Below are 13,693 nucleotides of genomic sequence, written 5' to 3'. Positions count from 1 at the left end.
ACCCGCCTCTGCCCGAGCCACTCGCACAGAATCCACGACGGAGCGAAAGAGCCAAACCGGCTGTAACGGGGCCATCTTCAACCCAGAGAATACGCCCGACCGGAAGGGACGGGCAGAATTGAGGAGAAGTACAATGGTCGAGCTGCCCCGCAAGAAAGCATTTGAAACTGGCACGAAGGCTGCGACCGCAAAAATCGCGAAAACCCCGGCCGCACCCACTACCGAGGCAGCGACGGCGGCGGCCACGACGAAGAAGTTACGCAGCTTCGTTAAGCGCGGCATCCTTGTCGCCGCGCTTCTCGCAGGCGTCGCGTTCGGCACGGATTACGGCCATCACTACTGGGTCGTTGGCCGTTTCATCGAATCCACCGACGACGCCTACGCTAAGGCCGACTATACGACGATTGCTCCGAAAGTCTCCGGCTACATCAAGGAAGTCCTGGTCAATGACAATGACACCGTCAAGGCCGGGCAGATGCTCGCCCGCATCGACGATCGGGACTATCAGTCAGCGCTTGCGCAGGCGAGGGCGGATGTGAAGGCGGCCGAGGCCGCCATCACCAATATCGACGCCCAGATCCACCTGCAGGAATCCGTCATCGGTCAGGCGAAGGCCGCAGTAGAGGCCTCGCGGGCCTCCCTGATGTTTGCCCAGTCGGATGCAGAGCGATTTGCGAAATTGATCAACAACGGTGCGGGCACGCAGTCGCGTGCCGAGCAGAGCCAATCCGAGAAAGACCGGGCCAGCGCCGCGGTCGAGCGCGACGAGGCAGGATTGGTCGCTGCCAAGAGCAAGGTTCCGGTTCTGCAGACCGAGCGCGATCAGGCCATCGCCGAACGCGACCGGGCGGTTGCTGCCGCCCATCAGGCGGAGCTCAACCTTTCCTACACCGACATTGTCGCCGCCGTCGATGGCACCGTCGGGGCGCGATCGATCCGCATTGGCCAGTTCGTCACCTCAGGCACACAGCTAATGGCAGTCGTTCCCCTCAATTCGGTCTACGTCGTCGCCAACTTCAAGGAAACGCAGCTCACCAATGTCCGGGCCGGCCAGAAAGTGGAAATAAGGGTCGACAGCTTCCCCGATGCCGCCATCAGGGGCCACGTCGACAGCATCTCGCCGGCAAGCGGGCTGGAATTCTCGCTTTTGCCTCCGGATAACGCAACCGGCAATTTCACCAAGATCGTCCAGCGCGTCCCGGTCAAGATCGTGATCGATGACGAGCCTTTGAGCGGACTGCTGCGTTCCGGCATGTCCGTCGAACCCGAGATCGATACCAAGGCAACTGCAATGTAAAGCCGCTCTATCCCGTCTGGCTTGATAATCCTTCCGTCCTTTCCCGAATTATCATCCGACCTGCGTCATAAGAATGGTTCCGCACAGCCGGAAGGAGAAATGTCATGGCTACGCTCCAGGTCGCAGCAAACACGAACATCGCCGCTCGCGCCGCCATCACCTCAGGCGCGGCGAGGGCTATGACCCCGCTCAGGATGTGGTGCGCCGTCGTCGGCTCCACGCTCGGAGCCTTCATGGCGGTGCTCAACATCCAGATCGTCAATGCATCGCTTGCCGACATTCAGGGTGCGATCGGTGCCGGTAGCGACGATGGCGGCTGGATTTCGACCTCCTATCTGATCGCCGAGATCGTCGTCATACCGCTGAGCGGCTGGCTCGCCCACATCTTTTCGGTTCGCACCTATCTACTGACCAATGCCGTCCTGTTCTTGATCTTCTCAGTCGCCTGCGCCTTCGCCGCCAACCTTCAGCAGATGATCGTGCTCAGAGCCATCCAGGGCTTTTCCGGCGGCGTGCTCATTCCGATGGCCTTCACCATCATCATAACGCTTCTGCCCAAAGCCAAGCAGCCGATCGGGCTTGCGCTGTTCGCGCTCTCGGCGACCTTTGCGCCCGCCATCGGCCCGACCATCGGCGGTTATCTAACTGAGAATTTCGGCTGGCAATATATCTTCTACGTTAACCTCGTGCCCGGCGCCCTGATGGTCGGCATGCTCTGGGGTTCACTCGACCGTAGCCCGATGAACCTCAGCCTGCTTGCCAAGGGAGACTGGCCCGGCATCATCACCATGGCGGTAGGCCTTGCTGCGTTACAGACCGTGCTCGAGGAAGGCAACAAGGACGATTGGTTCGGCTCCCCATTTATCCTCCGCCTGTCGGTCATCGCCGCTGTCTCTCTTTCGCTGTTCCTGATCGTTGAACTGCGAGCCGCCCATCCGCTTTTGAACCTGCGCCTGCTCGTGCGTCGCAACTTCGGCTTCGGCATCCTTGCCAACTTCCTGCTCGGCACCGCACTCTACGGTTCGGTCTTCATCCTGCCGATCTACCTGAGCCGGATACAGGGCTACAATTCCGAGCAGATCGGCATGGTTCTCGCCTGGACCGGCATCCCGCAACTGTTGCTGATCCCGCTCGTGCCGCGGCTGATGCAGCGCTTCGATGTCCGCCTGCTGATCGTCGTCGGCTTTGCGCTCTTTGCCGCCTCCAACTTCATGAACGTCCATATGAGCGGCGATTATGCCAGCGACCAACTCTTCTGGCCCAACATCGTGCGGGCCGTCGGCCAGGCGCTGGTCTTCGCCCCTCTGTCAGCCATCGCCACAGCTGGGATCGAGCAGGAAAATGCAGGTTCGGCATCGGCTCTGTTCAACATGATGCGCAATCTCGGCGGTGCCGTCGGCATCGCGGCACTTCAGACGTTCCTGACCAAACGCGAGCAATTTCACTCGAACATACTGACCAACTCGGTTTCGGTCTTCGATGAGGCCACCCGTGCGCGCGTCGCCAGGCTTGCTGCTTACTTTACGAGCCACGGCATAAGTGACCCGGCGACCGCGACCCATAAGGCGGTTGTCGCGATTGCGCTTGGTCTTCGCAAACAGGCGAACATCATGGCCTTTAGCGATACTTTTTACCTACTCGGGGTCGCCCTGGTCGTCGCGCTGGTCTCCAGCCTGCTCCTCAAGAAACCGGGCAAACTCTCGGGCGGAGGCGCTCACTGAGCGTCCGCGCACGCACTACCCCGTCCGTGGCGAAGCTCTCCGCAAGCCAACTGCATCAGCCAGAGCTCGATGAGATTGGCTGATGCAGTTGCGTTACCCGTCGAAGCATTAGGCCGCCCAATCCGAGATCGAAGCGTTGGGCGGCCTGGCCCAATCGAGGATTTCCAGCCATTTGAAACTATTGTCCTCAGCTGGCCTCGGCACCGTTCGCAGGCACGGTCAAACCGCGATCTACTCACGGAACGAGGACACCATGGCAAGATTTGCCGCGAAGATAGCGGGCAGCCTCTAGTCGTCGGAACCCAGCACACAACGAGCTTCATTGTGACGGTAGTCCGGATTGATACCAACGTATTAGCGACACCTTTGTACAATGGCCTGCTTTCACCTTTTCCCCGATGGTCAGCGGCGGGGAGGGATGCGTCCTTCTCTCCACGGACATTCCACAAGGAGGAAGAGCGATGACTTCAAAGAAAATTCTGATGGTCCTGACGTCGCACGATCAACTGGGCAACACCGGGCGGAAGACCGGCTTCTGGCTGGAAGAGTTTGCAGCACCCTACTACGTGTTCACGGATGCGGGTGCGCACGTTACCGTCGCCTCTCCCAAAGGCGGTCAGCCCCCGATCGATCCGAAGAGCGACGAGCCGGGAAGCCAGACGCCGCCCATGACCCGCTTTAAAGGGGATAAGGCCGCCCAGGCGGTGCTCGCAAGCACAGTCAAGCTTTCTGATGTCAAGGCGGCCGATTTCGACACTGTCTTCTATTCCGGGGGACATGGTCCGATGTGGGATCTGGCAGAGGATAAGACGTCAATTTCGCTCATCGAAGAATTCTACAATTCAGGTAAGCCCGTTGCCGCGGTCTGTCATGCCCCAGGCGTGTTTCGACACGTCCAATACAAAGGTGAACCCTTGGTCAAGGGCAAGCGGGTGACCGGTTTCACCAATACAGAAGAGGAGGCAGTCCATCTGACAAAGGTGGTTCCGTTCCTCGTGGAGGACGAGCTGCGCCGCCTTGGTGGCAAGTTTGAAAAAGTCGGGGACTGGCAGAGTTTCGCCATAACTGACGGTCGCCTCATCACCGGGCAGAACCCAGCGTCTTCGACCGCCGGCGCTCAAGAGCTGCTGAAGCAACTCTAGACAGAGTGCGTCCGACGAAACGACTGCCAATCTTGGATGAGCCATGTGACCAATATTCAAATGCAGACGAATTCCGCCCCAGAGACTTCGCGATCGGACCGGTCGAAATGAAGTTTGAGCTGGTTGTCATTCCGGTGTCCGACGCCGATCGCACCAAGCGCTTCTAAAGCGACCTGGGCTGAAGGCTGGACATCGACTTTGTATCGGGGAACGACCACCGGGTGATCCAGTTCACACCAGGCTCAGCATCCTATGGCTCTTTGAAGGATTGCTTCTTGACCCCGAATAGAGCCGGCAGGCGTTCGCCGGCCTGCTTTCAGATATTGACGCCGGCCGCATAGCGCCGGGTTCCAGCGCCCTGTCGATCATGACCGGCGGCTCTCCGGGCCTGTTTGCTTGTCCGGATTTAATTGCAGTTGCCGTCATCTGAAACCAGAAGACCCGCATCCAGAATTTTATTTGGTCGATAGTTGACCGTCACGTTGCCTCTGATCTTTTGCGGCGGAATTCTGCCACGGGCAATCCGCCCCAGCCCCAGTCTGCAAGGTCGACCTCCTGGATAACCACGAAGGTCGCATCCAGCGGCTTCTTCAGTACATCCCGTAACAATTCGCTGACGCCCTTTATCAGCGCGGCTTTTTCCTCATTCGAAACGGAATTTCGGTCGGACGTCGTGCCCTCTCGGGTCACCTGGATAGTTACGATCGGCATCTGAATTCCTTTCCCTTTGCCATGGCGGCGTTAATCTGCCCGGCATCAGTCAATCAGAGTGTCGTGCAATCGGCCACCGATCCAAAGGTATTGGTGACACCATCGTCCAATAGCATCGTCAGCGCATCGGTAGTTCTCTGTATCCAATGGAGCCTTCTTCAAAAGGTATCCCGCAGAGGAGACAAACTATGGACAGCCACAAGAAGACAATTGTCATTACGGGAGCTTCGCAAGGCATTGGAGAAGGGCTCGTGAACACGTTCCTGGAGCGCGGCTATGACGTTGTCGCCACGTCTCGGCAGATCAGCGCGCGTTTCCCCCAAGGTGCCTCGGACAGGGTCGCCCTGGTTGACGGCGATATCGGCGATGCCGCAACGGCCAAACGTGTAGTCGAGGTAGCGCTCGAACGTTTTGGGTCAATCAACGCCCTGGTCAACAACGCCGGTATCTTCTTCAGCAAGCCGTTTCTGGAATACACCCTTGACGACTTTCGAAAGCTCTCCTTAACGAACCTGGAGGGTTTTCTTCATCTGACCCAACTGGCTGTCAAGCAGATGCTGGCGCAGAAGTCCGGCGGCAGCATCGTCAGCATCGGCGCGTCGACGGCCGACCACCCAATGGCGGGCGTCAACGCCTCCGTACCGATGATCACGAAGGGCGGCATACACGCCGTCTCCAAAAGCCTTGCGATGGAGTACGCCCGAGACGGAATCCGCTTCAACGTCGTGGCTCCTGGCATCGTCGACACGCCGATGCATCACGGTGGACCTATGGAATTTTTGAAGAAGCTTTCGCCAATGGGCGCGATTTCGGACGTCAAGGAGATTGTCGACGCCGTGGTTTTCCTCATCGAAGCACCGCATGTGACAGGGGAGGTGGTCCACGTCGATGGCGGCGCACATGCGGGAAAATGGTAAGCGATGCTTCTGCACCGATTTTCCACCACGACAAAACAGACAACGATCGAGGCTGACATGAACAAGAAATCCATTGCCGCATTTGCCGTTGAGTGCGCTGTTTCCGCCCCGCGTCTGAGGCGAGCAGCTGGGATGGCGGCAGTCCTGTCCGCGCTGATCTCAGTGCCTGCTTTTGCGGGGCAGACAACGACGTCGGCCTCTGCAAATGCAACCTCACAAGACCAATCGCCGAACGTACCCGCCACGAAGCGCGAGATACGCGTGGAGCACAGGACACCGCAATACTGGCGCGTGACGTTCGACAATCCACCGTTCAATATCTTTGGCCCGGAAACCATTCCCCAACTCAACGAGGTGATCACCGCCATCGAGACTGACCCAAATGTCAGGGTGGTGGTGTTCGACAGCGCGGTTCCGGGGTTTTTCCTCACGCATTATGACTTCGTTGCGCCGCTGTCGGCATCTACGGAACTGGCTTCCGGACGGACAGGCCTTCACCCGCTGCCGGACATGCTCGTGCGTCTGAGCCGAGCACCGGTGGTGTCGATCAGTCTCATTCGCGGCAGAGCGACGGGGGTCGGAAGCGAACTTGCGCTCGCAAGCGACATGCGCTTTGCCAGCCGGGAAAAGGCGATCCTGTCGCAATGGGAGGTCGGCGCTGCACTTGTGCCCGGCGGCGGACCGATGGCCCGCCTTCCGAGGTTAATGGGTCGCGGAAGGGCGCTGGAGGTCCTTCTTGGCTCGGACGATATCGATGGTGATCTGGCAGACAAATACGGATACGTGAACCGTTCGCTTCCCGACGACGAACTGGACGGTTTCGTCGAGGCGCTCGCGAGCCGCGTTTCGAAGTTCGACAAGCAGGCGATTGCAGACACCAAACGGCTTGTCGACTTCGCGAGCCTGCCGTCTGACCCGGAAATCGGGGCAGGCTGGGATGCGTTCATCACCTCTGTCCAGAGGCCGCAAGCACAGGCGAATATCTCGAAGTTGATGCAGATGGGCCTTCAGACCGACAATGAAATTGAGAGCAAGCTGGGCCACTATACCGCGACGCTCGCCGGTCAATAGAGCCGCGCCCGGATAACGGCGAGACGCACTCGCATTTTGGTGGGAGTTGGAAATGGACGATAAAACCAAACGGGCGGCGCTGGATCGCCATTGGGCGGCTTCCGACGCGAACGACTTCGATGTCGAGCACGAGATCTACCACGAGGACGCGGTGCTCGAATATCCGCAGTCGGGCGAGCGAATTCTTGGTCGGCGGAACATCCAGGAGAGTAGGTTTGTCCAACCAAACAAGAAGCGGTTTAAAGTCCGGAGGATCATCGGCAGCGACGATCTCTGGATCACCGAGTTCACGCTGACCTACGACGGCATACCGTCCTACGCGGTGAGCATAATGGAATTTAACGACGGGCTCGTGGCACACGAAACCCAATATTTTGCAGATCGATTCGAACCCGCAGCGTCGCGTGCGCATCTAGTCGAATGATGAACCGTGGAACGAAATCCGCATCTTCGAAACTCTTCTCGACTATTGTAAAGCCGGCAAGGGCAATCGCTTGGCGTCTTTTCGTCCTCATCATTTTCGATGAGGCGGTTGTTCTTTGCAGCCTCGGTGGATAATCGCGTGTGGCCCTATGGTCTGCTTCTCGCATTTCGGATTTTCGATCGACTGGGTATGGTTTGCGTTTCGCAAGCCGCGACTTCTGCGCTAGGTCGCTGAGACGGCTCTGCTGGCCACCCGGTCGTGATAAGGTCGGGATGGGGGGAAACGGAGATGGCCTGGGCTGCAAATGTCTCCGAGACGATTGCCTATGACGTGAGCGACAAAATCCAATTGCCGTCGTTTTCGTGGCCGGCCGATTTCAGGCGGCCGGTGGAGAGGCCCAGTGGGCCGGCAGAGCCGACGAGGGGTCTCAGAACCGCGACCCCCGTCCGGTATCGAGCAAGAGACGTCGACAGGACGGTTACGAGCCTCGCAGCCCACCTTTATCCGGTATTTTAGATCCTAGGAGGAGGGTGGATAGCGACCAGCACTGTGGCAACTGCCACCAGCTATCACTTCGACATTGTTGGGTTCGTCTTTCAATCCGTGAGGCCCTATGACGGTATCACTATGGTCGACAAGCCTTGTTGTCGAATGCATGAGGCTGTTCCCGAATCCCCCCACGTTCCTGGGATGAGCGGGTAGTTCTTGAATTTGCACAAGAAGAACATATGTGTGTACAAATACGTCAATATGAGAAAACTTACGTTTATGTCCAAGAGCTCCACGTCGCTTGAAGTACTAACAGACGCAACGCTGATTGCGCTGGAAACACTTGGCTCTCATCTGCGCACCGCCCGCGAGCGTAGAGGAGACAGCCTGAAGACCATGGCCGCGAGGATGGGGACTTCGATCCCTACGCTGCGCAGGATGGAGGCGGGCGATGCAAAGGTGTCGATAGGTGTTTACGCGGCGGCGCTTTGGATCTTTGGGAAGTCCGAGCAGCTAGCTGAAATTCTCAAGCCTGGCGAAGACGAGTACGCCACAATGCTCGACGTGAACCGGGCGAGCCGAAAGAGAGGGTAGCATGGGCGACTTCCGAGGAAATTTTCTTGCAGTCTGGTATCTCGAAAACCCGCTCGAGCCGCGCCTCGTTGGGCGGGTGAAGCTCGAGGCGAGCAATCGGAGGTGCCTTCTTGAACTGGATGACGAGTGGAGGCGTTCGGGATTTCCCCTCTCTCCGGACCTCACCCATGACAAGAAGGTGCATGCTCCCTTGAAGGACATGGTGGCTCCTGGCGCAATCGAAGACGCCATGCCCGATCGCTGGGGTGAGCGCATGATCAGGGTCGTCTCACGCCCGTCGCGCATGAGCCCCCTCGACACGCTCTGGTATGCGGGCGACCACCGTTTCGGTGCGCTTGGGATGTCTTCCAGCTTTGACGAGTATAGTCCCGTCGACGAACAGCCACTCATGAGTGTGGATTCCCTTCAGAAAGCGGAGGCGTTGATTGCGCGCGTCCTCGAGCGTGAACCTCTTAGCGAACGAGAAAGGCAGCTCATTGCCAGCGCCGGCAGTATGGGCGGCGCCCACCCCAAGATGGTGATAGACGATGACGGGGAGGAGTGGATCGCCAAGTTTCCGCGTGGCAGCAACGTGGATCAACTCCTTGTCGAGCATGCCTGCATGGAGCTGGCCCGTCGAGCCGGACTATACGTCGCGTCGTCACGGGTCATCCCCGGCGGTATCGATCATATTCTGATGATCCGTCGTTTTGACCGTATTGATGATCGGCGCGTCCACGCTGTTTCAGCACGCACGATGCTGGCTTCCGAGGCCGACGACAGCTATGCCACCATCGCAGCGATCATCCGACGGCATGGAGTCCCCGACTGCATCCAGTCGATGCAGCGAGAACTGTTCCGCAGAATGGCGTTCAACATCATGATCGACAACACCGACGACCACACGAAGAACCATGCCTTTCTTCACAACGAGGAAGGATGGCTGCTGTCGCCGGCTTTCGACATTCCGACACAAATGAACGGTCTTGGACAACAGGCGATCCAGATCTCTTCGAACCCCAGGCTTCTAAACGACTTCAGCATCGTACACGCCCTGGCGGCGGCACCTCGCTTCGGCATGTCAAAAGAGGATGCTTGGCACGAATGGAACCAAGTGGCCGGATGGATCGCACGATGGCGGGATGTCTTTTCAGAATGCGGTGTCGCAGGGGTCGACATCGACTATCTTGGCGACATCTTGGATTCGCCGCCGATGCTCGAGCATCGGCGGGAGGCCATAGAACCGTCTGATGTCGATAGACCTGATGCGCCCGACGACAGATGTCGCCCCTAAGCTAGCGCGCTCGCGAGGGCTGAACTTGGTGGCAGTTGCCTCATTGCGCTTTTATCTGGTGAACTCCGCTAATGAACCGCTTCAAGATCATGTCCAACCTTCGCAGCCATGTTGACCAAATCGGGTAAGGTGCGGGCACTCATCTTTCTCATCACTTGTCCACGATGGGCCTTCACCGTAACCTCGCTTATGTTCAACCTGTAGGCGACCTGCTTGTTCAACAATCCCTCGACGACGAACCCCATGACTTGGCGCTCACGAGGTGACAGCGAGCGATATCGGCTTTCGAGGCGGCTAATTTTGCTCGACGCGCCGATGGCGGTACGGATTTGTTCAATAAGGCCGGTCATGTCTGAAAGCTTCGGTATGAAGGTAACATGAAACTTTGTCCCTTCTATCGTCATGACTGGATCGCCAGGTCCTGTTAGAAGAATTAAGGGCCAACGGACTGCGCTAAGGCAGATAAGGCGTGTCAATGCCGACGCTGTTAAGTCCGGTAAGCTCGCATCAAAAACGGCGCAGCTGCAATTCGCAGTGCGATTAGATGCGAAGAACTCGTTGGCGGATTGGCAGATGCTTGCTCGCCATCCCTGTGTGAAAACCCTACTGTCCAAAACACTATTCATCGTATTGTCATTGCTGACCACGAACACGACCGGTGCGTCGAGCGGGGGGGCTGCCACTGTGCGCGGAGATCCAAGGAGTAAATTGCCATTGTACATGTCATTCTCCATCGTTCTTTCAGCGGGAATTTCTAAGGTGCAAACGCTCAAGGAAATAGAATATGGTTGCGGCAACTCGGTTGGCCGCGGCATATTGCTGGGGTAGCATTAGCGCATCGTGGTCATCTAATCGACTTAAGTGGCCTGCAAGAATCTGAAAAAACCTGAAGAAATGCCGCCGAGCGAACAAATAATGTTTTCAGTTTCGCTCGCATTCTTGGAATTCGGTGCCACCAATTGCCTGGCAGCAAAAGAGATTAGATCGCTTTGGGACAGATCGAGCAAAGCCTCTGCGAGTACTGCGGTTGGGAGTTAGACCTCGCGACGCGAGAGCTACGCGCACTGGGAGCACCAGTTCCGATTGGTGGCCGTGCCTTCGATATATTGGCAGCGCTCGTGATCTCCCCCGGCGAAATCGTCTCTAAGGACGACCTGATGAAGCGTGTCTGGCCGGGGATCGCCGTCGAGGAAAACACTATTCAAGTCCACATATCGGCCATTCGGAAGGCTCTCGGCAAGGACCGCAACTTGCTGAGGACCATCTCGGGCCGCGGATACCGACTGCTTGGCAATTGGACGTTCCGTCGCGCCATCAACGCTTCCTCAGCTCCGATGCGACTGGGGCCAGCGGAGCGTCCGTATCTTACAAATATTCCTGCCTCGACCTCCGATCTCATTGGCCGCGAAACTGCGATTGCGCAGGTTCTAACGCTCATGTCGGCCTACAGGGTTGTGACGTTGACAGGCCCAGGCGGAATCGGAAAAACCGTACTGGCATCCGAAATTGCCCGCCATCTGCTACAGACCTTCGAGCCAGATGCAATCTTCGTCGAACTTGTGTCGCTCTCGGATCCAGGCCGTGTCTCCACGGCGCTCACGCAAGCTCTCGATCTGCATCTTCAAGGGGACGAGATTTCCGCCGAACTGGTCGCACGAGCAATTGGTGGCAGGAAAATGTTGTTGGTGATCGACAACTGCGAACACCTCATTGATGCCGCCGCCGCACTTGTGGAGGCGATCGTTCGCGCCTGCCCGAACGTGTCGGTGCTTGCGACAAGCCGAGAACTTCTTCGCATCGAAGGGGAATACGCTTACCGCGTCCCGCCGCTTGAGGTGCCAATCAGCGGGCGAACGGATAACGCCTTGGAACACAGCGCAGTCCAACTTTTTGTCGCGCGGACCAGAGCTTTACAGTGGGATTTCACGCCAGACGCAGAAAAACTGTCGGCCATCGCCGGTATATGTCGACATCTTGATGGGATTCCGCTGGCCATTGAGTTCGCGGCCGCTCGCGCTGCGACCTTAGGCATAGAGCAGATCGCCGGCCGGTTGGATGATCGTTTCGTGCTCCTAACGGGCGGACGCCGAACGGCGTTGCCTCGACACCAGACGCTGCGCGCGGCTCTGGATTGGAGCTATCAATTGTTGCCGCAAACCGAACGTCAGCTTCTCTGTAACCTGGCAACCTTCCCTGCCGGCTTCACCTTGGAAGCGGCAATGGCAGTCAGCGGTGAGACAGAGGCGGAAGCGGCGCTCGAAATTTCCAATCTTGTCTCGAAATCGCTGGTGACCTTCGAGGGGTCCGAAGCTTCTCCACGCTGGCGTCTTCTCGAAACAGTGCGAGTATATGCGCTCGAAAAACTCGGGGTTCGCGATGATTTCAGGCGGACGATGCGCAGATTTACTAAATTTTTCCTCAGGTTCTTTCACCCGTTCTCAGAAGAGCGGCATCTTCAGGCCTCAATAGATGATATCGGCCGTTTTCGGCGAGAGATCGATAACCTACGCGCCGCTCTAAGCTGGGCTCTCTCTCAGCAAGGTGACTGTGTTCTGGGAACGAGACTGGCTGCGGCCGCAAGTGACTTCTGGACCGCCATATCGCTCGTTTCGGAAGCCGGCGATTGGGCTAAACGCGCACTCGATTGCATTGGCGAAGAAAGGGGAACCCGTACGGAGATGGTATTGCGATGCGCCTTGGGGTTCGCGCTGATCTATACCCAAGGCATGAGCCATCGTGGCAAGGAGGTGCTTATGGGTGCCTTGGCGCTGGCAAAAACGTTCGATGACTTTGATTATCGCGAGCGAGTGACTTGCGCATTATGGCTGTTCTCCGCGCGATCTATGGAGCTGAAAGATGCGATGGAGTTCGCCCGTGAATATGAGCTTGTTGTTAAGGAAGGCGACGTTCATGCACGGGCGACGGCCGCATGGCTGGTGGGGATTCCTCAGACCTATCTGGCCGAGCACAAAGAGGCTGCAGAGCGGCTTGAATGGGCGGCGAAACACCTCCCCTTCGAAGGTCGTCGCAAAGATATGCTTAGACTGGGTGCCGACATTCGCACCTCGTCCATGGCTCACAATACCGTCAACCTGATTTCACGGGGCCTATTGGACTCTGCAGTTAGAACGGCGGAGGATTCCATTCGCGAAGCGCGGGAAACAAAGCAACCCTTTGTACTGTGTGTCGCGCTAGCATGGGCGGCCGGGTTCGTGTCATTGAGCCTTGAGGATTTGCATCGAGCAAAAGAGTGGGGCGAGGAACTGCTAGAACATGCATTTAAGCATGGTCTGCGCCCTTTCCATGCCGTCGGCTTGTGCGTCAAGGGAAGTTTGGCGTCCAGACTGGGCGAACCGGCCGAAGGAGTTGAAGCGCTTCAATGCGGACTCGGCGAGATGCGCGAAGCGGCGTATCTCCTCTTCTATCCCTTTTTCCTTTGCGAACTTGCCTCGGCAATGCAGTCCATGGGCCGCTTCAGCGAAGGCCTGAATGAAGTTGGCAACGCTTTCCGTTTCTCGGAGCAGAAGGGCTACCGCTGGATGATGCCGGAGTTACTGAGAAAGAAGGGGGAGATCCTTAAGGATCAAGGATTAAGTCAACCCTTGCTCGTCGAGACCTTATTTCGGCAGGCAATGCGACAGGCGTCCGCACAAGACGCGATTTATTGGCAGATCGCCGCTGGGATAAGCCTCGTTGACTCGCTTGATAGTGATGGTGCGAGGGAAAGTGCCCGCACAACCCTCTTGTCGATATACGAGCGCTTCTGCGAAGGGTTGACCAGCAAAAAATTATTGCGCGCCAAAATCATAATCGATGGGGGCGTCTAAGCGAGGCGTAGCCGATATCGCTTCCGTCGCGGCTCTTCATCTCGGATCATTACGTCGGACCCTCAAGGCAAAGGGGGCGGAAGTTCTGTAACATGCGACGACGACGGCGATATTCTTAGGCGAGAGGGTGAGTTTCGCCGAAGCGAATACCCGAATATACAACCTCCGGTCCGACGAAGATGCGGGGACGGAAAAAAGGCGTGTCGAGCTTGCGCAAACCTAGATTC

11 protein-coding genes are annotated in these 13,693 nt (G+C 57.6%); 9 read left to right on the top strand and 2 right to left on the bottom strand.

Annotation, left to right across the window (positions count from 1 at the left end; genetic code table 11):
- The first annotated feature begins 133 nt into the window (after positions 1 to 133).
- The 3 genes from AB4Z52_RS14750 to AB4Z52_RS14740 all read left to right on the top strand — a co-directional run bounded on the left by AB4Z52_RS14750 (position 134) and on the right by AB4Z52_RS14740 (position 4,160).
- Positions 134 to 1,297: an HlyD family secretion protein gene (locus AB4Z52_RS14750; RefSeq protein ID WP_442218677.1), complete on the top strand. Its 1,164-nt coding sequence runs from the start codon at positions 134 to 136 to the stop codon at positions 1,295 to 1,297.
- Between the two features lie 104 nt (positions 1,298 to 1,401).
- A complete protein-coding gene (locus AB4Z52_RS14745; RefSeq protein ID WP_442218676.1) occupies positions 1,402 to 3,018 on the top strand; it encodes an MDR family MFS transporter in 1,617 nt (538 codons plus the stop codon).
- Positions 3,019 to 3,479: 461 nt separating this feature from the next.
- Positions 3,480 to 4,160, top strand: coding sequence for a type 1 glutamine amidotransferase domain-containing protein (locus AB4Z52_RS14740; protein WP_442218675.1), 681 nt, complete (start codon positions 3,480 to 3,482; stop codon positions 4,158 to 4,160).
- Positions 4,161 to 4,637: 477 nt separating this feature from the next.
- Here AB4Z52_RS14740 and AB4Z52_RS14735 read toward each other — a convergent pair whose 3' ends face one another.
- Positions 4,638 to 4,871 (bottom strand): tautomerase family protein, encoded by a 234-nt coding sequence (locus AB4Z52_RS14735; RefSeq protein ID WP_442218674.1) that lies wholly within the window; start codon positions 4,869 to 4,871, stop codon positions 4,638 to 4,640.
- Positions 4,872 to 5,059: 188 nt separating this feature from the next.
- Between AB4Z52_RS14735 and AB4Z52_RS14730 the strand changes: the two genes are divergently transcribed.
- The 5 genes from AB4Z52_RS14730 to AB4Z52_RS14710 all read left to right on the top strand — a co-directional run bounded on the left by AB4Z52_RS14730 (position 5,060) and on the right by AB4Z52_RS14710 (position 9,639).
- Entirely contained in the window at positions 5,060 to 5,788 is a 729-nt protein-coding gene (locus AB4Z52_RS14730; RefSeq protein WP_442218673.1) for an SDR family NAD(P)-dependent oxidoreductase, read from the top strand.
- 57 nt (positions 5,789 to 5,845) lie between these two features.
- A complete protein-coding gene (locus AB4Z52_RS14725) occupies positions 5,846 to 6,859 on the top strand; it encodes an enoyl-CoA hydratase/isomerase family protein (protein ID WP_442218672.1) in 1,014 nt (337 codons plus the stop codon).
- Positions 6,860 to 6,911: 52 nt separating this feature from the next.
- Positions 6,912 to 7,283, top strand: coding sequence for a nuclear transport factor 2 family protein (locus tag AB4Z52_RS14720; protein WP_442218671.1), 372 nt, complete (start codon positions 6,912 to 6,914; stop codon positions 7,281 to 7,283).
- A 732-nt stretch (positions 7,284 to 8,015) separates the two neighbouring features.
- Positions 8,016 to 8,366, top strand: coding sequence for a helix-turn-helix domain-containing protein (locus tag AB4Z52_RS14715; protein WP_442218670.1), 351 nt, complete (start codon positions 8,016 to 8,018; stop codon positions 8,364 to 8,366).
- Between the two features lies 1 nt (position 8,367).
- The gene (locus AB4Z52_RS14710; RefSeq protein ID WP_442218669.1) at positions 8,368 to 9,639 is read left to right on the top strand and encodes a type II toxin-antitoxin system HipA family toxin; all 1,272 of its coding nucleotides are present in this window, start codon (positions 8,368 to 8,370) and stop codon (positions 9,637 to 9,639) included.
- A gap of 68 nt (positions 9,640 to 9,707) precedes the next feature.
- Here the strand turns inward: AB4Z52_RS14710 and AB4Z52_RS14705 are convergent, their stop codons facing one another.
- Positions 9,708 to 10,361 (bottom strand): response regulator transcription factor, encoded by a 654-nt coding sequence (locus tag AB4Z52_RS14705; RefSeq protein WP_442218668.1) that lies wholly within the window; start codon positions 10,359 to 10,361, stop codon positions 9,708 to 9,710.
- 267 nt (positions 10,362 to 10,628) lie between these two features.
- On the opposite strand from AB4Z52_RS14705, the gene AB4Z52_RS14700 reads away from it, so the two are divergent.
- Complete coding sequence (locus AB4Z52_RS14700; RefSeq protein WP_442218667.1) at positions 10,629 to 13,466, top strand: ATP-binding protein; 2,838 nt, start codon at positions 10,629 to 10,631, stop codon at positions 13,464 to 13,466.
- The last annotated feature ends 227 nt before the right edge of the window (positions 13,467 to 13,693 follow it).

Source organism: Rhizobium sp. 2YAF20, from assembly GCF_052114685.1.
Classification (GTDB): domain Bacteria; phylum Pseudomonadota; class Alphaproteobacteria; order Rhizobiales; family Rhizobiaceae; genus Rhizobium.
This window is presented reverse-complemented; position numbering and strand designations above follow the sequence as displayed.